This window comes from Brevibacterium sp. GP-SGM9, assembly GCF_047300845.1.
Taxonomy (GTDB): Bacteria; Actinomycetota; Actinomycetes; order Actinomycetales; family Brevibacteriaceae; genus Brevibacterium.
Map to the genome: position 1 here is coordinate 2,914,230 of NZ_CP178563.1, position 21,125 is coordinate 2,935,354.

17 protein-coding genes are annotated in these 21,125 nt (G+C 67.0%); 9 read left to right on the plus strand and 8 right to left on the minus strand.

Going from position 1 to position 21,125, the window contains the following annotated elements; genetic code table 11:
- Positions 1 to 37: 37 nt before the first annotated feature.
- Entirely contained in the window at positions 38 to 1,576 is a 1,539-nt protein-coding gene (locus ACH82I_RS13140; protein WP_413333212.1) for an alanine/glycine:cation symporter family protein, read from the minus strand.
- 292 nt (positions 1,577 to 1,868) lie between these two features.
- On the opposite strand from ACH82I_RS13140, the gene ACH82I_RS13145 reads away from it, so the two are divergent.
- From ACH82I_RS13145 to ACH82I_RS13160, 4 genes are all read left to right on the plus strand, one after another.
- Positions 1,869 to 3,500: an ABC transporter substrate-binding protein gene (locus ACH82I_RS13145; RefSeq protein WP_413333214.1), complete on the plus strand. Its 1,632-nt coding sequence runs from the start codon at positions 1,869 to 1,871 to the stop codon at positions 3,498 to 3,500.
- Positions 3,501 to 3,635: 135 nt separating this feature from the next.
- Positions 3,636 to 4,727, plus strand: a complete 1,092-nt coding sequence (locus tag ACH82I_RS13150) for an ABC transporter permease (protein ID WP_413333216.1) — start codon at positions 3,636 to 3,638, stop codon at positions 4,725 to 4,727.
- Complete coding sequence (locus ACH82I_RS13155) at positions 4,727 to 5,830, plus strand: ABC transporter permease (protein ID WP_413333218.1); 1,104 nt, start codon at positions 4,727 to 4,729, stop codon at positions 5,828 to 5,830. The genes ACH82I_RS13150 and ACH82I_RS13155 overlap by 1 nt, the downstream gene beginning before the upstream one ends.
- A complete protein-coding gene (locus ACH82I_RS13160) occupies positions 5,827 to 7,629 on the plus strand; it encodes a dipeptide ABC transporter ATP-binding protein (RefSeq protein ID WP_413333220.1) in 1,803 nt (600 codons plus the stop codon). The genes ACH82I_RS13155 and ACH82I_RS13160 overlap by 4 nt, the downstream gene beginning before the upstream one ends.
- A 98-nt stretch (positions 7,630 to 7,727) precedes the next feature.
- On the opposite strand, the gene ACH82I_RS13165 is transcribed toward ACH82I_RS13160, so the two are convergent.
- Positions 7,728 to 8,390: a TetR/AcrR family transcriptional regulator gene (locus tag ACH82I_RS13165; protein WP_413333222.1), complete on the minus strand. Its 663-nt coding sequence runs from the start codon at positions 8,388 to 8,390 to the stop codon at positions 7,728 to 7,730.
- Positions 8,391 to 8,633: 243 nt separating this feature from the next.
- Here ACH82I_RS13165 and ACH82I_RS13170 point away from each other — a divergent pair, with 243 nt between their 5' ends.
- A complete protein-coding gene (locus ACH82I_RS13170; protein WP_230746090.1) occupies positions 8,634 to 9,212 on the plus strand; it encodes an NADPH-dependent FMN reductase in 579 nt (192 codons plus the stop codon).
- A 338-nt stretch (positions 9,213 to 9,550) separates the two neighbouring features.
- Positions 9,551 to 10,312 (plus strand): SDR family NAD(P)-dependent oxidoreductase, encoded by a 762-nt coding sequence (locus ACH82I_RS13175; protein WP_413333224.1) that lies wholly within the window; start codon positions 9,551 to 9,553, stop codon positions 10,310 to 10,312.
- 76 nt (positions 10,313 to 10,388) lie between these two features.
- On the opposite strand, the gene ACH82I_RS13180 is transcribed toward ACH82I_RS13175, so the two are convergent.
- Together ACH82I_RS13180 and ACH82I_RS13185 are read right to left on the minus strand one after the other, a co-directional pair.
- Positions 10,389 to 11,087 carry a response regulator gene (locus ACH82I_RS13180; RefSeq protein WP_413333226.1) on the minus strand — a complete coding sequence of 233 codons (699 nt, stop codon included), beginning with the start codon at positions 11,085 to 11,087 and terminating at the stop codon, positions 10,389 to 10,391.
- A complete protein-coding gene (locus ACH82I_RS13185; RefSeq protein WP_413333228.1) occupies positions 11,084 to 12,454 on the minus strand; it encodes a sensor histidine kinase in 1,371 nt (456 codons plus the stop codon). Before ACH82I_RS13185 ends, ACH82I_RS13180 begins: the two co-directional genes overlap by 4 nt.
- 152 nt (positions 12,455 to 12,606) lie before the next feature.
- Between ACH82I_RS13185 and ACH82I_RS13190 the strand changes: the two genes are divergently transcribed.
- Entirely contained in the window at positions 12,607 to 13,671 is a 1,065-nt protein-coding gene (locus ACH82I_RS13190) for a CPBP family intramembrane glutamic endopeptidase (protein WP_413333230.1), read from the plus strand.
- The gene (locus ACH82I_RS13195) at positions 13,668 to 14,051 is read left to right on the plus strand and encodes a hypothetical protein (RefSeq protein ID WP_230746084.1); all 384 of its coding nucleotides are present in this window, start codon (positions 13,668 to 13,670) and stop codon (positions 14,049 to 14,051) included. Before ACH82I_RS13190 ends, ACH82I_RS13195 begins: the two co-directional genes overlap by 4 nt.
- Positions 14,052 to 14,054: 3 nt before the next feature.
- On the opposite strand, the gene glyA is transcribed toward ACH82I_RS13195, so the two are convergent.
- From glyA to ACH82I_RS13210, 3 genes are all read right to left on the minus strand, one after another.
- Positions 14,055 to 15,503 (minus strand): serine hydroxymethyltransferase, encoded by a 1,449-nt coding sequence (glyA, locus tag ACH82I_RS13200; protein WP_413333232.1) that lies wholly within the window; start codon positions 15,501 to 15,503, stop codon positions 14,055 to 14,057.
- A 210-nt stretch (positions 15,504 to 15,713) separates the two neighbouring features.
- Positions 15,714 to 17,672, minus strand: coding sequence for a sensor domain-containing protein (locus ACH82I_RS13205; protein ID WP_413336765.1), 1,959 nt, complete (start codon positions 17,670 to 17,672; stop codon positions 15,714 to 15,716).
- A gap of 290 nt (positions 17,673 to 17,962) precedes the next feature.
- Positions 17,963 to 18,898: a hypothetical protein gene (locus ACH82I_RS13210; protein WP_413333233.1), complete on the minus strand. Its 936-nt coding sequence runs from the start codon at positions 18,896 to 18,898 to the stop codon at positions 17,963 to 17,965.
- A 168-nt stretch (positions 18,899 to 19,066) separates the two neighbouring features.
- Here ACH82I_RS13210 and ACH82I_RS13215 point away from each other — a divergent pair, with 168 nt between their 5' ends.
- The gene (locus tag ACH82I_RS13215; protein ID WP_269067364.1) at positions 19,067 to 19,795 is read left to right on the plus strand and encodes a response regulator; all 729 of its coding nucleotides are present in this window, start codon (positions 19,067 to 19,069) and stop codon (positions 19,793 to 19,795) included.
- Between the two features lie 127 nt (positions 19,796 to 19,922).
- Here ACH82I_RS13215 and ACH82I_RS13220 read toward each other — a convergent pair whose 3' ends face one another.
- A complete protein-coding gene (locus ACH82I_RS13220; RefSeq protein WP_230746075.1) occupies positions 19,923 to 20,954 on the minus strand; it encodes a nitronate monooxygenase in 1,032 nt (343 codons plus the stop codon).
- Positions 20,955 to 21,125 lie beyond the last annotated feature (171 nt).

Here is a 21,125-nt window from a genome sequence, read left to right on the forward strand (position 1 = left end):
TCCCGGGCCTCGCAGTCCATTCACCTGCGGCTGAGCCTCAGCCCTCCGGCACCGCCTCGCCGGCCTTGAGCCGTGCGACCCGCTGATCCCAGAAGTCGGCATTGCGGATGCCGAGCTTCTCGGGTTCGAACACCGGATCGAGGCCGTGCTTGACCTGACGTTCGAAGTCACGCAGGAGCTTGAATGCCGGCTGCTGCAGGATGAGGATCGCGATGATGTTCAGCCAGGCCATGAGACCGACGCCGATATCACCGAGCGCCCAGGCGCTGCCGGCGGTCGACATCGCACCGACGGCCACGGCGATGACGATGACGAGCTGCAGGAGCCGCTTCGCCACGGCCAGCACCATGGTGTTCCTGATCTTGCCCAGCAGGTAGACGAGGTTCGTCTCGGCCATGTAGTAGTAGGCAACCATCGTCGTCAGCGCGAACAGGAAGATCGAGATCGCGATGAACGACCCGCCGAATCCGGAGAGCATCGAGTCGAGGCCCGCCTGCGGCCACTTCTCGCCCGGAGTGGCCGCGATGGCCTCGGCCATCTGCCCGCGACCGGTGCCGATGATCGTCTCACCATCGGCGTCGAAGACCTTGTACATGCCGGTCGAGAGGATCATGAACGCGGTCGCCGAGCACACGAACAGAGTGTCGATGTAGACCGAACCGGCCTGCACGAGCCCCTGCTTGGACGGGTGGGAGACCTCCGCGGCCGAGGCCGCATGCGGTCCGGTGCCCTGACCGGCCTCATTGGAGTAGATGCCGCGCTGGACGCCCCACTGGACCGCCATGCCGATGATGCCGCCGAAGGCAGCGTCCTGACCGGCGTCGACGCCGAAGGCGGACTTGAACACGAGCTCGAAGACCGGGATGATCTGATCGGCGTTGACGACGGTGACTGCGATGGCCGCGATGATGTAGATGACGGCCATGAACGGCACCGCCAGAGAGGCGAAGTGCGCGATGCGCTTGATGCCGCCGATGACGATGAAGCCCATGATGATGACCAGAACGATCGCGGTGACCCAGGTCGGCAGGTTCCAAGCATTCTCGACGGCTCCGGAGATCGCATTGGCCTGAATGCCCGGAAGCATGAAGCTCATGGCGATGACGGTGACGGCGGCGAAGACCATGCCGTAGACCTTGAACAGGCCTTTGGCCTTCGTGTGCCGGTAGGCCTTCTCGATGTAGAAGGCCGGACCGCCGCGGTATTCGCCGGTGCGGGGGTCGTGCTCCTTGAACACCTGGCCGAGAGTCGACTCGACATAGGACGTCGAGGCTCCCAGCAGGGCCGAGATCCACATCCACACGACGGCACCCGGTCCGCCGAAGCCGATGGCCGTGGCGACACCGGCGATGTTGCCCACGCCGACGCGTCCGGCCAGGGAGATGGCCAGTGCCTGGAACGAGGACACGCCCTCATTCGAGCTCTTGCCCTTGAACATCTGCGTGAAGATCGCCTTGACCTGACGGATCTGCACGGCCCGAGAGCGGATCGTGAAATAGACGCCTGCACCGAGGCACAGGTAGACGAGAGCGGACGACCAGACCACCCCATTGAGCCAGTCGATGAATGCGGCCACGATTCTCCAATCGTTCGGTGCGACCCGACTCCTGCGGGTCAGCGTGCGGTGCGAAGCTTCTGAAATCCGAGAGATGCTTGGCATTTCTCTGTGATTGACCTCATAAGTCAAACCGATTGTGATCTGTGACGCAAATCGAGCGCGATCGCCGTCGTTTCAGGTTGCGATGTGGTTGCGAAGTGAAGTGGATCATATGGTGCAGTTCACTATTTGGGACAGAATCCGTAAGATGTGGTGCGGATCTCTCCGGGCAAAGACGACACGGAGAGCACTAATGGAAGACAGGAACACAATGAAACGTCGAACTGGTGCAAAGGCCGTGGCAATCGCCGCCGCCGGCGCGTTGCTTCTCTCGGCATGCTCGACCTCGACCACAGGCGAGAACGGCGAAGAGGGCGGTGGTTCCCTGACCGTGGGCACCACGGACAAGGTGGTCGCACTCGATCCGGCCGCGGCCTACGACAACGGAAGCTCGCTCGTCGAACAGCAGGTCTACCCGTACATCCTGGCGTACAAGCCGGGCACGGCCGAGCTCAATCCCTCCATCGCGGAATCGGCCGACTTCTCCGAACCGACCAAATACGAGGTCAAACTCAAAGAGGGCCTGAAGTACGCGAACGGAAACGACCTCACCTCCTCGGACGTGAAGTTCACCTTCGACCGGCAGCTGAAGATCCAGGATCCCAACGGGCCTTCGTCCCTCCTCGGCGGGCTCGATTCGGTGGAGACCCCCGATGATCAGACGGTGATCTTCAACCTCAAGCGCAAGAACGACCAGACCTGGCCGGGAGTCCTCGCCAGCGCGGCCGGCCCGATCGTCGATGAGGACGTGTTCTCACCCGACGAGGTCACCGAAGACCAGGACATCGTCGACGGCAAGGCCTTCGCCGGTCCCTACACGATCGACGGCTTCAAGTTCAACGAACTGCTCACCTACAAGGCCAACCCGGACTACCAGGGCTACCTGGAGCCGGCGAAGACCGACACGGTGCAGATGAAGTACTACTCGGACGCGAACAACATGAAGCTCGACGTCCAAGAGGGCACGATCGACGTGGCCTGGCGTTCGCTCTCGGCCACCGACATCGAAGACCTCGGCGGCAACGACGACCTCACGGTCCACAAAGGCCCCGGCGGAGAGATCCGCTACATCGTCTACAACATGGACACGATGCCCTTCGGTGCGAAGACCGACGATGCCGACGAGAAGAAGGCGCTCGCCGTCCGTCAAGCCATGGCGGACTCGGTCGATCGTCAGGCGATCGCCTCACAGGTCTATAAGGACACCTTCACCCCGCTGTACTCGCACGTGCCCGACGGACTGCCGGGTGCCGACGAACCGCTCAAGTCCGCCTACGGCGACGGGCAGGGCGGTGCCGATGTCGACAAGGCCAAGAAGGCCCTCGAAGACGCCGGCGTCGAGACTCCGGTCGAACTCAACCTGCAGTACAACCCCGACCACTACGGTCCCTCCTCGGGCGACGAGTACGCCCTGGTCAAGGATCAGCTGGACAAGACGGGACTGTTCAAGGTCAACCTCCAGTCGACCGAATGGGTGCAGTACAGCAAGGACCGCACCGATGACGTCTACCCGATGTATCAGCTGGGCTGGTTCCCGGACTACTCGGATGCTGACAACTACCTGGTGCCGTTCTTCTACGACACCGATGAGACTCCGTCGTTCCTCGCCAACCACTATCGCGACGAGACGATGAACAAGGAGCTCAACGCTCAGTCCTCCATCGCCGACGAAGGCGAACGGGCCGAGGCGCTGAAGAAGATCCAGGGTCAGCTCTCCGAAGAGCTGCCGACCCTGCCGCTGCTGCAGGGCAACCAGATCGCCGTGTCCGGCAAGGATGTCAAGGGCGTCGATGACACCCTCGACCCCGCGTTCCAGTTCCGTCTGGCGCTGCTGAGCAAGTGAGAGCACCACACGACGTCTGAGCGTCGACACGAGGTGCAGGTGAGCCCCAGGGCCACCTGCACCTCGTGGTGCGTCCGCACGCAACGTCGGACCACCTCGGCGCGCGGAACTGAACGAGAACCACCGAAGGAACACATGACTGCAGCAATCAGCGAACCAGGGGCAGAAGCCGCCGAGACCTCGGTCGCGGTGAAGAAGCCCTCGGGAGGCGGACTGGGACGCTACGTCCTCATCCGGTTCCTCCTCATCATTCCCACCATCTTCATTCTCACCACACTCGTCTTCTTCCTCATGCGGATCACCGGTGATCCGATCACCGCCGCCCTGGGTGGACGTCTGACCCAGAGCCAGCTGGCCGAGCGCATCCACGCCGCCGGCTACGACCGGCCGATCCTCATCCAGTACTTCGAATACATGGGCAACCTGCTCAAGGGCGATTTCGGCACGGCCGTCTCCGACGGACAGCCGGTCTCATCCATTCTGCTCAGCTACGGAACCGCGACCATCGAGCTCGTCTTCTACGCCCTCATCGTCGCGTTCATCCTCGGCATTCCGCTGGGCATGCTCGCCGCCTACCACCGTGACAAGGCCCCCGACGCCGCTCTGCGCATCCTCGCGATCCTCGGCTACGCGACCCCGGTGTTCTTCGCGGGCATGATCCTCAAGCTCATCTTCGGCGTCTTCCTGCCGATCCTGCCGGTTGCCGGACGCGGCACCACCCAGACGGAATACATCATGTCCGGAGTGGTCGCACCGACCCGGTTCTACATCATCGACGCGATCCGGATCGGCAATTTCGAGGTCCTGGGTGATGTGCTCGCCCACGCGGTGCTGCCGGCGATCGCCCTCGGAGTGCTCACAGCGGGAGTCTTCCTCCGCCTCGTGCGCACGAATCTCATCGGCACGCTCGGCCAGCAGTACATCGACTCCGGGCGCTCGCGCGGAATCTCCGAGTACCGGCTGGTCACCAAGCACGCCTACCGTCCCGCGCTGATCCCGATCATCACGGTGATGGGCATGCAGATCGCGCTCATGCTCGCCGGTGCCGTGCTCACGGAGACGACGTTCGAATGGAAGGGGCTCGGCTTCAAACTCGCCGAATACCTCACCGCCCGTGACTTCGTCGCGGTTCAGGGAATCGTCGTGTTCCTCGCCGTCATCGTGGCGTTCACGAACTTCCTCGTCGACGTCATCGCCGCCTTCATCGACCCCCGAGTGAGGTACTGATGCCCACCGACGACAACACACCGTCCACACCGTCCACACCGGACATCGCAGCCTCGACTGGTGCGAACGAGAACTTCGCCGAGGCGGCCCCCGGTTCCGGTGTCCCCGCCATCGCCTTCGATGAGAAGGCCAAGAAGTCCTGGTTCTCCCGACTGCCGATCGTCTCGCACCTGCGCCAGTCCGTGGGACTGCAGCGCGGCATGCTCATCACCGGACTGGTGCTCTGCGGCATCGTCCTCATCTGCGCGATCTTCGCCCCGCTCATCGCCCCCTACGGCTACAACCAGCTGGGCACGGCCGAGGGCAACTTCGGCTCGAAGCTTCCGCCCGGCGGCTCCCATATCTGGGGCACGACCGTCGGCGGGTACGACGTCTTCTCCCGCGTGGTCTGGGGTGCGCAGACCGCGGTGGCCGTGATCATCGTGGCCGTGATCATGTCGATCTTCGCCGGAGTCATCCTCGGACTCGTCTCGGGCTACCTCGGCGGTTGGCTCGACCGGATCCTCGTCGTCATCGCCGATGCGGTCTACGCCTTCCCGACCCTGCTGCTCGCGCTCGTCATGTCGATCGCGATCTCCGGCGGGCAGTCGAGCGCCTGGGGCGGCATCGCCGCGGCGGCCTTCTCGATCACCGTGGTCTTCATTCCGCAGTACTTCCGCGTCGTCCGCGCGGAGACCCTGCGGCTCAAGGCCGAGCCCTTCGTCGAATCGGCGATCGTGCTCGGCGCCTCGAAGACGCGGATCATCTCGAAGCACATCTTCCGCAACGCCACGAGGACCCTGCCGCTGATCTTCACACTCAACTCCTCCGAGGCGATTCTGACCTTGGCCGGGCTCGGGTTCCTGGGCTTCGGAATCGAACCCACCTCGGCGTCGGAATGGGGCTATGACCTCAACAAGGCGCTGCCCGATGTGACCAGCGGCGTGTGGTGGACCTCGGTGTTCCCGGGCCTGGCCATCGTGCTCACGGTGCTCGGCATCACCCTGGTCGGCGAGTCGATGAACGACCTCAACGACCCGCGCCTGCGGGTGCGCCGGAAGGCGAAGACGAAGTCCGGCGGTACCGGAGCGAAGACTGCGACGAAGGCGGAGGCCACGGCATGAGCAGGAAGACACAGCACACCACCGCCTCGGCGGCCGGCAGCATCCTCGACATCGACGGACTCGACGTTACCTTCTCCACCGACGGCGGCGACGTCAACGCGGTCAAGGACGTGTCCCTCTCGGTCACCCCCGGCGAGGTGCTCGCGATCGTCGGCGAATCGGGCTCGGGCAAGACCGTGACCGCCCGGTCCATCCTCGGTCTGCTGCCGGAGACCGCGCAGCGTTCCGGTGCGGTCATCGTCTCCGGCAAGGACGTGCTCAGCGTCTCGGCCGATCAGCTGCGGAAGATGCGCGGATCCGATGTCTCGATGGTCTTCCAGGAGCCTTCGACGGCGCTCAACCCCGTCTACACGGTGGGCTGGCAGATCGCCGAGGGCCTGCGCGCCCACCACAGGCGGGCGAGCAAGGCCGAACTCAAGGCCAAGGTCGTTGCGGCCATGCGGCAGGTCGGGATCCCCGATGCCGAAAGCCGCTACGACTACTATCCGCACCAGTTCTCCGGCGGTCAGAAGCAGCGCATCGTCATCGCCATGGCGCTCGCGCTCGGGGCCGAGCTCATCGTCGCCGATGAGCCGACCACGGCCCTCGACGTCACCGTCCAGGCCGAGATCCTCGACCTGCTCCGTGAGCTGCGCGACGAGACGGGCACGGCGATCGTGCTCATCACCCACAACATGGGCGTCGTCGCCGATCTCGCCGACCGCGTGGCCGTGATGTACCGCGGGGACCTCATCGAGGTCTCGCCTGTCGAGCAGCTCTTCAGCGAGCCGAAAGAGCAGTACACCCGTGACCTGCTCGCGGCCGTGCCCCGGCTGGGCTCGACCGTCGCCGGCAGCCGGAAGGCGGCCGCGGCGGGGGAGGTCAGCGCTGTTGCGGACCGCACGGCCGATGGTCGGGCAGGGACCGCCTCGGCGGGGGAGGCCGGCGCTGTTGTGGACCGGGCTGGCGTCGCCGACCGGGCTGAGCGGGAGTCGATCGTCGTCGCTCGGGATCTCGACATCGTCTACCCGGGTGGGATCGGGCGACCGGACTTCCATGCCGTGAAGAAGGTCAGCTTCGACATTCGGGCCGGCGAGGTCTACGGCCTGGTCGGTGAGTCCGGGTCCGGGAAGACCACGATCGGGCGTGCGATCGCGGGTCTGACCAGGGCCAGCGGCGGCAGCCTCACGGTGCTCGGCCATGAGATGGTCGGGTTCAAGGAGCGCAGCTTCGGCAAGATCCGGCGGCGGATCGGGTTCGTCTTCCAGGACCCGGCCGCCTCGTTCAACCCGCACCTGACGATCGGGGAGTGCATCGCGGAGCCCTTCGCGATGCACAAGCGCGATCTCAGTTCGGCGGATCGGTCGAAGCGGGTGCTCGAACTCCTCGACTCGGTGCAGCTGCCCGGGGCCTACGCGGCGCGGTATCCGCATGAGCTCTCGGGCGGGCAGCGGCAGAGGGCTTCACTGGCGCGGGGTCTGGCGCTCGATCCGGAGCTGCTCATCGCCGATGAGCCGACCTCGGCGCTCGATGTCTCCGTGCAGGCGAAGGTGCTCGAGCTGTTCGTCGAGCTGCAGAACCGCTTCGACTTCGCGGCGCTGTTCATCAGCCACGACCTCGCTGTGGTCGATATGCTCTCCGACCGCATCGGCGTGCTCTTCCACGGCGAGCTGCTCGAGGAGGGAACGGGGGAGAAGGTGCTCGGTGCGCCGAGCAACGACTACACGAAGCGGCTCATCGCCTCGCTGCCGGTGCCCGATCCGGCCGAGCAGGCCAAGCGCCGCGAGCTCGCCCGGACTCTCCGCCCCACCGCCGGCTGAGTCTGCGCGGACCACGCCGCCCCAGAACTACCTGACGGGGGCCCAGCCACCTAGCGCGAGGTGGCTGGGCCCCCGTCAGGTAGTTCTGGGGGTGGGGTTCAGGCTTCGGTGTCGGAGATGAAGTCGAGCATTCCGGCCTGGTTGACGGGCAGGGCCAGCAGGCGGTCGAGCTCCGTCTTGGATGGGTCGATGCCGAGGATGCGCAGCGAGTACTGCGTGAAGTCGCGCTCGATGTCATCCGGGGTCAGATCGCCCGTGGGACGGTACCAGAGCGAGAGCGAATTGCAGATGGAGTGGATCGCGCGGGTCGCCAGCTGCGCACTGGTGACTGTGAAGGCACCGGAGTCGATGCCCGACTGGACGATCTCGCCCATGATGTCCCGAGCCTCGCGCTGGACGTCTTTGACCCGCACGGCGTTGTCGCCGGTCAGCCGTTCCGTGTCGCGCAGCAGCACCGTGGAGACGGACACGTTCTCCATCCGGTAACGGGCGAGATAGCGCACAGCGACCACGAGCTGCTCCGTGGGGTCATCGGCGACATCGGCGATGACGGCGCGGCTGTGGTCGATGTACCACATGTACGCGGTGTGGACGAGCTCGTAGAGGGCTTCCTGCTTGGACGGGAAGTAGTAGTAGAGTGCCGAGAGGCTGAGCCCGGCGGCCTGCGCGATATCGCGGATCGAGGCGCCGTCGAAGCCCTTGCTGGCGAAGGTGTCCCGGGCCGAGCGGAGGATGTTGTTGCGGCCGTTGGTTGAACGCACGGTGACCGAACTCCTTGGCAGTCGTCTATCGAACAGTCTTTCACTTGCCCAACGACCTTACATGACCGCGCCCGCGCGGGAGCCGGAAACGCCGAGAAAAGGCGAGAGGCGTGCCTGCGGGCGGCACGCTGCCCGCCATGTGAGCGGCATCACGTCCTGGAATCGGAATGATTGACCCTTCAATCAGGTTTGCTCTGAGTGGTTCGTGCCCGAACCACACTGACACCGACTTTGAGGATCGTTATGCTCAACATCGCCATCATTCCCGGAACCTCGCGCCCGCAGGCGCTCAACCCGCAGATCGTCGCCTGGGCCAAGGACCAGCTGGCCGGTCGCGATGACGTCCGCGCCGAGGTCGTCGATTTCGGCGACTTCAACCTGCCCCTGCTCGACGAGGTCGTTCCCGCCGGCGCCAAGATGTACGCCAACGATCACACCAAGGCCTGGGGTGCGAAGCTCGACGAGTTCGATGCCTTCATCTTCGTCACTCCCGAGTACAACCACTCGATCTCCGGCTCGCTGAAGAACGCGCTGGACTTCGTCGCCACCGAGTTCAACCACAAGGTCGCCGGCATCATCAACTATGGTGCCGACAAGGGCGTGCGTGCCGCCGAGCACCTCCGCCACATCCTCGCCAACTACAAGCTCGCCGTCGTCCGCGATCAGGCGTCGTTCTCGATCTTCACCGATGTCGCCGAAGGTCAGTTCGCCCCGACCGAGGTTTCGGCCGCACCCTTCGCCTCGATGGTCGATGACCTCGTGAGCTGGGGAGAGGCCCTGAAGTCCGTACGCGAAGGCGCCGCCGACGAACAGGCCGCCTGAGCCCACTGAACCCACAGGCGCCAACTGAATCCGCAGGTAGCGCTGAACCCACAGCCCGCCTGATGCGCTCGAAGCCCGCCGGTCGTCACGATCGGCGGGCTTCGCCATACCTGAATCGGCTCACTCTGCTCCGGAATGCGCACAGAGGAATGTGCGCGGATCGGAGCACGTCATCCATTGCCGGCCCCGCACCCAGAGACCAACCCCAGCACGACCAACCCCAACACGACCAGCCCCAGCCCGACTAACTCCAGCGCCGGCCTCAGGTGACCTGCCCCACAGGGTTCAGCTAGAGTCGAATCAACAGAACGTTCACTTAAGTGATGCGAAGGACTCTCATGGATCTCAGCAACTCGGTCGCCCTCGTCACCGGCGGCGCCTCCGGACTCGGCCGCGCCACCACCGAACGGCTCCTGGCCGCCGGCGCCCAGGTCGTCATGGTCGACCTCAACGCCGAGGTGGGCCAGCAGGTGGCCGCGGAACTGGGGGACGCCGCCCACTTCGTGACCGCCGACGTCACGAACGAGGAGCAGGTGCAGGCCGCCGTCGACACCGCCACCGGCCTCGGCGCCCTGCGCGTCGTCGTCAACTGTGCGGGCGTGGCCACTCCCGGCAAGCTCGTGTCCCGCAAGGGCCCGCTGCCGCTCGAGGCCTTCACCAAGGTGCTCAACATCAACATCGTCGGCACCGTCAACGTCTGCCGCCTCGCCGCAGCGGCGATGCAGAACCAGGAGGCGCTGGGCGAAGAGCGCGGAGTCATCATCAACACCGCCTCGGTGGCCGCCTTCGACGGCCAGATCGGCCAGATCGCCTACTCCGCGTCCAAGGGCGCCGTGGCCGCGGTGACCCTGCCGATGGCGCGTGAGCTCGCGGCTTCCCTCATCCGCGTCGTGACCATCGCCCCGGGCATCTTCGAGACCCCGATGATGGCAGGCCTGCCCGCCGAGGCGCAGGAGTCACTCGGCAAGTCCGTGCCCCACCCGGCACGGCTGGGCAAACCGGCCGAGTACGCGCAGCTCGTCGAATCGATCGTGGCCAACCCGATGCTCAACGGGGAGACGATCCGCCTCGACGGCGCGATCCGCATGGCCCCGAAATGATCGGCTGAAGCCGGCAGCTCAGCGCGTTGAGCCCGATGGTTCGCAGCTCAGTACGCTCAGCCCGATGGCTCGGGGCTCAGCGCCGTTCGTTGACGAGCAGCGCCAGCTGCACCCGCGTATTCACGCCGAGCTTGAAGAAGATGCGCGCCAGATGCGTCTTCACGGTCGCCGTGGAGACGAACAGCGCGCGGGCCACCTGCGCATTCGTCATCCCCTGCGCGACCGCCTCGGCGATCTCGCGTTCCCGTGAGGTCAGCGCGGCCAGCGGGTCGGGGGCGTGAGGATCTGAGGTGGTCGAATCGAGCGTTCGCCCGGTCCCGGATTCCGCTCCCGCCTCCGCGGACCCCAGCGCCGAGGCGGTGCCCCTTCCCAGCAGGGACTCCACCGCGCTCGGGGAGAGGGTGCGGGTCCCGCCGGCAGCGGCCCGCACGGCATTGATGAGCTCATCGGGCGGAGTGTCCTTGAGGATGTACCCGGCCGCACCCGAGCGCAGGGCCCGATCGACGAATTCGTCGGTGCCGAAGGCGGTGAGGATGAGCACCTGCGGGTGATCGGCGCGGGCCATGAGCGTCTGCGTCGCCTCGAGCCCGTCCATGACGGGCATGCGGATGTCCATGAGGATGAGATCCGGGGCCAGCTCGTGGGCGAGCTCGATCGCCTCGGAGCCGTTGACCGCCTCGGCGACGATCTCGATATCGTCTGCGGCGCCGAGGAGGAGGCGCAGTCCCGAGCGCATGAGCGACTCGTCGTCGGCGATGATGACCCGAATCGTCATGGTGATTCCTCGTTCTCGTCGGTACTCAGCACGGAGGCATCGATGGGGATGCGGGCCCGCAGGGTGAACTCGGGTGTCGTCGTCACCGTCAGGTCCCCGCCCATGGCCTCCATTCTCTCGCGCAGCCCGAGCAGGCCCAAGCCGGAGCCGGTCACGAGCTGCTGCGCCCCGGCGCGGAAGGCCGGGGCGAGTCCCGTGTGCGGGTTGCTCGCCATCAGCTCGAGGGCGCTCGCCTCCTCGTCGAAGGCCAGCCGGATGCTGACCTTCTGGCCCGGGGCGTGCTTGACCGCGTTCGTGATCGCCTCCTGGACGAAGCGGTAGATCGTGGTCCGCTCGAGTGCCCCGCAGCGGTGGAGCACCTCGGCGCTGATCGGGTCGAAGTAGCGCAGCTCGACGGTGTCCCCGCGCTGGGCGACGAGGCGGTCGATGTCGGGATCGATGACGGTGCCCTGATCGTCGCTGCGGAGCATGGTGAGGACCTCGCGGAGTTCGATGCCCGAACGGCGGGCGCTGTGGGCGATGAGGCGCGCGTTCTCCCGCACCTCCTCCGGGTCGAGGTCCTGGCGAACGGACAGGGCGCCGGAGTACATGGCGATGACGGAGAGGTGGTGGGAGAGCGAATCGTGCATGTCGCGGGCGATGCCGCGGCGCACCTCGGCGATGGCGCGGTCCTGTCGGGAACGTTCGCGCAACAGGGTCTGGGCGGCGGAGTCGATGAAGCCCTGTTCGCGGGCGCCCCGGATGACGCCGATGACGACGAGCACGGCGAACACGGTGCCGTTGACGAGGAAGAGCGGGAGTTCGAAGGCGCCGACGGCTTGCGGAGTGAGGACGTAGGTCGTCGACTGAGCGGCGACGGCGGCGGCGAGGCACACGAAGTCGAGGGACCAGCTGCGCCGGGCCGAGAGCGAGATGAGGATGAGGGAGGCCGCGAAGGCGCCGAGGATGCTGACGGTGCCGATGAGGATCCCGGCGATCCCCACGGTGACCGGAACCCAGCCGCCGGGTCGGCGCTGCAGGGCTTCGACGGAACCGTCGGCGGCGAGGAAATCCTCCCCGCCGTGTCCGCCGGCGGTGAGGAACTCGCGGAGCTTCTCGGCGGCGAGGACCTTCGGCCGCAGCTGTCTGCGGGGGACCCTGCGGCCGTCGCAGATCAGGACGATCGGCAGGCAGGCGAGGGCGATGAGACCGAAGCCGATGTGTAGGAAGAGTTCGGCGCTGAGTGCACCGGCTTCGGCACCGGCGCTTTCGGCCTCCGGCCATTCGGTCCCGACGACGATGATGAGCACGAGCACGCCGATGAGAGCTGAGATGCCAGTCCAGAGGAGGCCATGCATGAGGGGGCGGCGGCTGGGGCGAGATGTCACACTTCGACACTACCCGGGCTGCGGCGACGGCGCTGTCGTCCGAAAGGGTGAAATCCGGCAATCTCGCAGACGTGGCCTTTCACCCGGATGGATGACAAGGATCATGCCGTCGACCGATGGTCAGCGCGACGATGCCGCGAAAGGGTGGAGACATGTCAATTCAGCACCACTCAAATCAGTCCTACCCGAATCAACAGCCACCGGCCCAGCAGCCACCCGCCCACGGCGCACCGGATGCCCACGGCGCACCGCCGGCCCACGGCGGACCACCTCGGCGGGAGTCCCCCGCCTATCATCGCCAGTTCGCTTCGCAGCCGAACCACCGGTGGTTCAGCCCGATCCTCACGGTGGTCCTGGCCGCGGTGTTCTACGGAGTGGCGGTGTTCGTCCAATTCGCGTGCTTCTTCATCTGGGCGCTCGTCACCGTCGACGGCGCGGAGTTCAATGCCGTGGCGGACAGGTTCTTCGACTTCAACTCCGTTGCTGGTGTCGTGTTCGGCCTGGTCAACGTCATCCTCATGTGGCCGGCGGTGGAGCTCGCGACTCTCTGCGTCTACCGGCGGTGGTCCTCTTCGATGATCTCGATCGGCCGCGGCATCAGGTGGGGTCGACTCGGCCGATATCTCCTGTTCAGCGTGCCCGTGTGGGTGGTCTGCGCGCTCGTCATGGTCCTCTTCACCGACGGGACGATGGGCGGCCTGACCTCGGGAGTCGTGTGGAACGGACACGTCGTCGGCATGCTCATCGCGCTGCTCCTCCTCGTCCCGTTCCAAGCCGCGGCCGAGGAGGTCACCTTCCGCGGACTGGCGATGAACGTCATCGGCAGTTGGCTGCGCCATCCGGCCTGGGCGGTCCTCATCCCCGTGCCGCTCTTCGTCTTCGGCCACGTCTACGATCTGCCCGGGCTCATCGATGTCGGGGTCTTCGCCGTCATCGTCGGCACGCTGACCATCATCACCGGCGGGCTGGAGGCCGGGATCGCGTTCCATGTGGTCAACAACCTCTTCGCCTTCGTCCTCGGCGTGCTCTCCGGGGCTGACCTCAACGCGACGAGTGCCCCGACGGTTGAGGTCATCATGTCGATCGCCGCCCCGATCGTCTTCGCCGGGATCGTCATCCTCGATGCCCGGCGCCGAGGTGGTCGCGGAGAGCCCGAAACGCCGCGTCCCCGCGGGGACGCCGCCCCCGCGATCGATGCGGAGGCGACGCGAGCATGAGCTACTACCAGGATCTCGCCCAGAATCTGCGCCGGCGCGGCTGCGAAGAGGACCAGGTACTCGCCGTCCTCACCGAGGTGAGGGAGACGACGACGGCTGCGGGCACGAGCCCCGAGTCCGAATTCGGCACACCTGAGGAGAAGGCCGCCGGCTACAGCGGAGAGCGGAAGCGCTCCCCGGGCAGGTTCACGCTCAACATCTTCGGACTGCTCGGCCTGTGCTGTGTGGCGGTCTACGCCATCTGGCCCGAGATCTTCGGGTTCACCGCCCCCGTGCTCAGGGAGTTCGCGGGCATGATCGCCATGCTGGTCCTTCTCATCATCGGTGCCTTCGCCGCGGGCTTCGTCGACACCCGCCTGCCCAAGGGGTTCAGAGAATGAGCGTCAGACGGTGAACCTCACCGCGGTGAAGTCCTTCCGCCACGCGGCCGCCTCGGCGGCGATCTCACGCAGAGCCGCCTCGGCGGGGGTGGAGGGCCGGGCCCCATCATCCCGGGAAGCACCGCCGGGAGTCTGCCACTCGGGAACCCGAGCGATCTCGAGCGCACGGGTCATGAGCTCGGCCAGCCGCGGCATATCGTTTCGGCTCATGCCGCGGCGGACGATCTCCGGGGTGCCCACCCGGATGCCGTTCTGGTCTCCGGGAACCTCGGGAACGGGCAGGCCGATGCCCGAGGTGAGGAACCCGGCGGACTCGAGGATCCGGGCGCCCCGGGTGCCGCCGCCGAACGGGGCGGCCAGCAGCCCGAACTGGTGCGAATCGGTGAAGCCGGCAGTACATTCGAAGGGGGCGACGCCGCGTGCCGAGAGCTCCGCGGCCAGGGCGGATGCGCTCGCCCGCATCTCGGTCGCGTAGTCGGTCCCGCAGGCGATCCAATCGGCCAGTGTCACCCCGAGGGCGGCCACGGCGGAGGCATCGAAGTTCGCGGTCATGCCGGGAAACGCGATGGCGTCGATGCGCTGCGACAGGTCCGCATCGTTGCTCAGCAGCAGCCCGTGAGAGGGTCCGCCGAGGCTTTTATAGGTGCTCATCGACATCATGTGGGCGCCCTCGTCGAGAGGGTTGGCCCATTGCCGACCGGCGATCATGCCGCACACGTGGGCGGCGTCGAAGAGGAGGCGGGCGCCGACCTCGTCGGCGATCTCACGGACCTGCGCAACGGGGTGGGCGAACAGGTTGAGCGAGCCGCCCATGGTGATCAGCGAGGGTCTGACCTCCCGCGCCAGGCGGGCTAAGGCGTCGAGGTCATAGCTGAAGGTGTGCGGGTCGACCGGGGCGTCGACGGTTGTGAGTCCGTAGAGTCCGGCGGCTCCTTCGGCATGGTGGGTGACGTGCCCGCCGATCGTCGTCGGGGAGGCGATGATGGTCTCGCCCGGACGGCAGGTGGCCATGAACGCGTAGAGGTTCGCCATCGCTCCAGATGGGACGCGCACCTCGGCGAATTCGGCATTGAACAGGCGGGCCGCGAGTTCGGCGGTGATGACTTCGACCTGTTCGATGTGCTCGAGGCCCATCTCGTATTTCGCCCCCGCATAGCCGAGCGAGGTCCGTGATCCCGAGCCACTGGCCAGGAGCGCGGCCGCCCGCGGATTGAGCACGTTCGAGGCGGGATTGAGGTTGAAGGCCGTCTCGTCGTGAAGGCGGTCGGAATCGGCGATGAGGGACTCGAGCGTGGCCGTGACCTGCGACATCGCCGCGGTGGTCGCGTCCGAATCGGCACCGGCTCTCGCACCTGAGTCGGCGCTGCCGCCCCCGCCGAGGTGGGTGTTCGCGATGGTCTCGATGCGCTTGCGGCTCTCGGCGGGAATCCAGGGCTGGGGTGTCTGGAACACGGGTGACTCCTTCGTCTCGTTCGGGGTGGCGGCTGCTCGCGTGCAGGTGGCGGCAGTTCTCGATCAGGTGGTGCCTGTGCGGGTCGCTGACCTCACCACGAGCATAGGCAACCGCGGCCGCGGAACCGCGGTTTCTCACTCAAGAGTGCGTATGAGGAACTTCTGCACGATTTCGAACGATCGAGACGGCGCCCGCAGAACTCCCCGACCTCAGGGAGTCGTGGTGGGCAGGGTCGCGACGACTTCGAAGCCACCCTCGGGAGTCGGCCCGACCCGGAGGGTGCCGTCGAGGGCTTCGACGCGTTCGCGCATACCTTTGAGACCGAATCCGCCGCCGAGGTGGCGAGTGCCCGTCCGATCCCCGCCGAGGGGGTCCGGCCCGCCCCCGTGCCCGGCGGTCTCCCTCCCGCCGCCGTGGGCGCCGTTGCTCGCGGCCCCGTTGACGACGGCGACCCACAGCTGCTCGTCGACGGGGCGGACCGTCACCTGCACGGCCGCACCGGGGGCATGCCGCAGTGCATTCGACAGTCCTTCCTGCACGACGCGGAACGCCGTGAGGCCGACCGTCGCGGAGGTTCCGGCGGACTCCGCCGCGAACTCGAGCTCCACCTCGGCGCCCGAACCGCGGGTCGAGGCCACGAGGGCGGGAATGTCGTCGAGCACGGGCTGCGGTGCCAGATCCGCATCGCGGCCGCCCCGCAGGATCGCCAGCAGGCCCCGCATCTCGGTCAGCGCCTGTCTGGCCGAACCGGCGATCGAGTCGAACTCCTCGAGGCTGCGTCCGTCGAGATCGGGCAGGCGGTAGCGCGCGGTCGTGGCCTGCACGCTGATGACGGACATGCTGTGCGCGACGACATCGTGGAGTTCCTGGGCGATCCGGTTGCGCTCCTCGAGCTCCTGTCGTTTGGCCAGCTCTTCGGCGCTGAGCCTGCGTTCGGACTCCAAGCGGGCGCGGCTGCGGATCCACAGATTGCCGACGACCGCGACCGCCGAGATCCCCGCGGTCAGCGAAACGGTCGTGATGACATTGGCCAGAGCCCCGGAGAGCTCTCCGGCGTGCGGAGCGATGAGGCTGAGCACGCCGAGGGCTGCGCTCGCCGCCCACAGGATGACGAGATGGAGCCAGCTGTGGCGCAGCCCGACGATGAGATGGAGGAACAGCAGCGCGAGGATCGACGTCGTCGCCCACGGCCAGACCAGCCCGGTCGAATCGGAGGTCGCATAGATGCCGACCGCCGAGGACATCACGCCGAGGACGATCGCGGCCGCGGGCATGCGCACGGCCAGTACCAGGGCTGCGCTCTGCCCGATCGCGATGAGCATCGCCGTCACTGTCCAGACTCCATAGGCCACGGCGGTGACCGGCCAGGAGATGGCCACGAGCGCCACGGCGACGAAGATGCTCAGCAGCCAGAACCAACCCTCGCTGCCCGCCCGCGACAGGAGCGAGGCGGCCGCAGATGAGCCGGACCCGGCCGAGGATTCAGTGCCGGACCCCGACGAGGAATCAGCGCCGGACCCCGACGTGGAACCCGCAGCAGCCGGTGACGAGAGTCCCGCCGAGGCAGCCGCGGCCGCACTCGGGTCGCGGCCCGCCTCGTCACCGGCTCGTGCTTTTCCCGCCGAGGTGCCCGGTCCCTCGAAGGGGGCCAGTCCTGCCGTGATCGCCAGGATCTCGAGCCTGGCCATCGCATGGTGGACGAAGGGGAAGGTGAGCAGGAGGACGAGTCCGGTGATGAACTGGAACGTGGCCTCGGCGCCGAAGCCGAGGTCGGTCAGCGGGGAGTTCGTGACCCAGGCGGAGACGAAGTCGATGAGATCGGTGTCATCCGGGGGCAGGAATCGGCCCCAGAAGAAGAACGTGACCCCGCCGAGGCCGGCGAAGAACCAGGACACGGACACGGCGAAGGTGAAGAGGTGGATGGGCAGGGCGAAGATGGTCTCGAAGAGCAGGTCGAGCCAGCGCCGACCATCGGCCATGACCCCGATCCAGGCCCGGAATCCGCGGTTCCGGGGTCGGCGGACCACCTCGGCGATGGGGGCGCCCCACTGTCGTGCGCGGGCTCGGGTGAGGTTTGCGAATCCGGTGGCGACATAGAGCGTCAGCGGCAGGAGCAGGACGCCGATCCAGATGATGACGGTCGAGATCGAGACCGAGAACAGGGCGATGAGGACCGGGAACGCGATGAGCGAGATGACCAGGCCCGGGATGATGAGGACCGTGTCACGGCCCAGGTTGCGCCACATCCGCGACCACCACGAGCCGGCGGGCCGACGTTCCGGCCAGGCGGTCTCGGCAGGTTCGTCGTCCGGACGCCGAGGCGGGGCGCCGGGAGCGTTCGGCGGCTGTTCGGGGGTGCGGGGCACTTTCTCAGGGTACGTGTTCGGACGTGGGGGTGCATCGATGGGGGAGGACACTGACGGTGTGGTGTCGAATGCCTGGTTCATGAGCGAACTCCTTAGTTGGTCTCAGTGGTCGCAGCGGTGATGGGGGTGAGGTCCGCTCTGTCGGTCCGGGTCGGCGTCGGCCGGGGCGCTGAGGTCGGCGTCGGACGGGTCGTCCGTGCCTCGAGGGCGCGAGGGTGGAACCGGGAGAGCATCCACACCCCGCCGATCCCACCGGCGCCGGCGAGCAGCAGCACCCCGATCGCGGCGGGTGTCAGTCCGGTGTATTCGCCGAAGAAGGCGGCGCCGATGATCACGGCCACGATCGGGTCGACGACGGTCAGACCCGCCAGCACGGTCTCCGCCGGTCCGCAGGCATAGGCCGTCTGGACCAGCCAGAATCCCACTGCCGAGGCCAGCGCCACCGCAGCGAGGACCGTCCACCACTGCGCGCCGACGGGGTCGAAGCCGGGCAGGCCGTCGGCGACGACGGTGCGTGCGAGGTAATGGGTGGCTGCGGCGACGGTGCCGAAGACGATGCCGGTCATGATGATCCTTCGGATGTGTCCGGCGCGGCTGAACGCGAACAGCGTCCCGAAGACGGCGAGGGCCACGAGCACCGCGAGCAGCCAGGTGATCGACTCGGAGGTGGCGACCAGATCATGGGAGAACCGCGCCGAGGTGGCCACGAAGGCGAAGATCGAGAACAGCGTGAGGCCGATGCTGATGAGCGGCGGTGCCCCGAGCCGGAGACCGAAGAAACGGCGGCTGATGAGGGCGGCGAAGACGAGGGAGATCGCGCCGATCGGCTGGACGATGGCCACCGGCCCGAGCCCGAGGGCGACGACGTTGAGGACGGTGACCAGCCCCATGAGGCCGAGGCCGGTGAGCCAGATGGTGCGGCGCCTGACCCCGGGGCTCATCGTGGCCACGGCGTACTGCTGGAAGTGGGTGCCCAGCGCCAGGCAGAAGGCCGCCGCGACGGCGAGGATGACTGCTGTGATGATCATGGTGTGCACGCTAAGGACCCGGTGTGCGCGGGCGCATCATACGAACGGGTGATTCTGCGGATGATCTCCTGCTACTTCAGAGGGAAATCGTGTCCGAAAGGCTCCAGATCGCCGAGGTGGTGCCTCGATCGCGGGTGCAATGCCGTCTGGTTCGGGTAGCGTGAGAGCATGCCGGAATCAGGACAGACGGGTGGGAGCTCCGCAGCTGCTGAGCAGGGTGTGCCGCCGCCCGCGGCCGAGACCATCCGGGTCGCCATCGTCGACGACCAGGCCATGGTCCGCCAGGGCTTCGGAGCGCTGCTCGATGCCCAGTCGGACATGCAGGTCGTCGGCAGCGCCGAGGACGGTTCGCAGGTCGTCGACCTCGTGCGCCGGACCGACCCCGACGTCATCCTCATGGATATCCGCATGCCCAAGCTCAACGGCCTCGACGCCACCCGGGCGGTGTTCTCGATGCCCGGTGAGCACCCGCGCGTCATCATGCTCACCACCTTCGACGCCGACGAGTACGTCTTCGCCGCCCTGCGCGCCGGGGCGAGCGGATTCCTCCTCAAGGACGCCACCGCCGAAGACATGATCACCGCGGTGCGGGTGGTCGCCGACGGTCAGTCTCTGCTCGCGCCCTCGGTGACCCGCCGTCTCATTTCCGAATACGTGTCCGGCCCCACTGTCGCCAAGGACACCGCAGTGCTCGGGCAGCTGACCGAGCGGGAGATCGACGTCATGACCCTGGTGGCCAAAGGTCATGCCAACGCCGAGGTGGCCGAACATCTGTTCCTCGCCGAACAGACCGTGAAGACCCACGTCTCCCGGATCCTGTCGAAGCTGGGTCTGCGGGACCGCACCCAGATCGTCGTCGCCGCCTACGAATCGGGCCTCGTCGTCGCCGGCAGCTGAGTCCGGCGCGGCTGCCTCGGCCCTCGAGCGAGTAGAGGTCGATCCGTGCTGAAATCGCGGGACGGAATCAGCACGAATCGTCCACTGGATTGACCTCAGCCGCGGGCGAACTCAGTTGCGGTCGAACTCAGCCGCGGGCAAAGCGGGTTCCCAGCTCCTTGACGATGGTCTCCGCCGAGCCGGTTTTTACCGATCGATACCCGGTGCCGGCCCACAGGTGCAGGCCGTGCGGGTCGCCGGACTTCTTCGCCTCGGCGCGGAACTCCTTCGTCAGGTGGTGGACGGCCGGGTAGGCATCCACGGCGAGACCGTCGAATTCGCGGACGAAGTCATTGACCAGCGCGCGAGCGGGGCGGCCGGTGAAGGCCCTGGTCAGCCGGGTCTCTGTGAACTCGGGGGAGGTCAGTGCAGAACGGTGGGTCTCCGCAGTGCCCGCCTCATCGCTGAGCAGCAGCAGGGTCCCGACTACGACGGCGCCGGCCCCGGCAGCCAGCAGCTCCTCGACCGCCTCCACCCCGTCGACTCCACCACCGGCGGCCACGGGCAGGTCCACCTCGGCGAGGATCTCACGGACGAGATCGACCGTGGCACGATCGTCGATCGACCGGGTCGGATCGGCCGTACCCGAGTGGCCACCGGCGCGCGGGCCCTGGGCGATGAGGCCGTCGACGCCGCGCTCGTCAGCGGCGCGGGCCTCGGGGGCGGTCGTGACCGTGGCGACCACCTGAGTGCCGACCGCATGGAATCGGTCGACCACCTCGGCGGTGGGCAGGTTGAACGTCATCGAGACCAGGGGCACGGGATGGGCGACGAGGTGGTCGACCTTCGCCTCATAGTCGTCATCGTCCTCGACCGGATCTGGGCTGAGGGTGACTCCGCGTTCGGCGGCTGCCGGCGTCAGTGCGGCGACGAAGGCGTCGAAGGCGGCCCGGTCGACGGGCACGGGATTCGGAGCGAAGAGGTTGACGCCGAAGTTGCCCGCCGTCTCCCGCATGCGTTCGACCTGCGGGGCAAGCGCTTCGGCGCTGAGGTAGCCGCCGGCGACGAAGGGGAAGCCTCCTGCGCGGGCGACCGCCGCGGTCAGCTCGGGAGTCGTGGTGCCGCCGGCCATCGGCGCGCCGATGATGGGCAGTGCGGTCTTCTCGAAGGCGATCGTCATCCGTGTGTGCTCCTTGCTCAAGGCGGTGGAAACGGGGCTCTCGACGCCATTGTCGCACTCGAAGCGGGTGGCGCGATGAGGCGTCCGGCACGTCGCCGGGGAAGGGCAGAGTCACCCGAAAGTATCGGTCGGGCGCGGGCAAGTGGGGACTGGAAGGTGATGTGCGGGCGT

Excerpts from the sequence above, each read along its gene's own strand:
- ACH82I_RS13145 (WP_413333214.1), top strand. The coding sequence starts at position 1,869 with ATGAAACGTCGAACTGGTGCAAAGGCCGTGGCAATCGCCGCCGCCGGC.
- ACH82I_RS13150 (WP_413333216.1), top strand. The coding sequence starts at position 3,636 with ATGACTGCAGCAATCAGCGAACCAGGGGCAGAAGCCGCCGAGACCTCG.
- ACH82I_RS13155 (WP_413333218.1), top strand. The coding sequence starts at position 4,727 with ATGCCCACCGACGACAACACACCGTCCACACCGTCCACACCGGACATC.
- ACH82I_RS13160 (WP_413333220.1), top strand. The coding sequence starts at position 5,827 with ATGAGCAGGAAGACACAGCACACCACCGCCTCGGCGGCCGGCAGCATC.
- ACH82I_RS13170 (WP_230746090.1), top strand. The coding sequence starts at position 8,634 with ATGCTCAACATCGCCATCATTCCCGGAACCTCGCGCCCGCAGGCGCTC.
- ACH82I_RS13175 (WP_413333224.1), top strand. The coding sequence starts at position 9,551 with ATGGATCTCAGCAACTCGGTCGCCCTCGTCACCGGCGGCGCCTCCGGA.
- ACH82I_RS13180 (WP_413333226.1), bottom strand. The coding sequence starts at position 11,087 with ATGACGATTCGGGTCATCATCGCCGACGACGAGTCGCTCATGCGCTCG.
- ACH82I_RS13190 (WP_413333230.1), top strand. The coding sequence starts at position 12,607 with ATGTCAATTCAGCACCACTCAAATCAGTCCTACCCGAATCAACAGCCA.
- ACH82I_RS13195 (WP_230746084.1), top strand. The coding sequence starts at position 13,668 with ATGAGCTACTACCAGGATCTCGCCCAGAATCTGCGCCGGCGCGGCTGC.
- ACH82I_RS13210 (WP_413333233.1), bottom strand. The coding sequence starts at position 18,898 with ATGATCATCACAGCAGTCATCCTCGCCGTCGCGGCGGCCTTCTGCCTG.
- ACH82I_RS13215 (WP_269067364.1), top strand. The coding sequence starts at position 19,067 with ATGCCGGAATCAGGACAGACGGGTGGGAGCTCCGCAGCTGCTGAGCAG.
- ACH82I_RS13220 (WP_230746075.1), bottom strand. The coding sequence starts at position 20,954 with ATGACGATCGCCTTCGAGAAGACCGCACTGCCCATCATCGGCGCGCCG.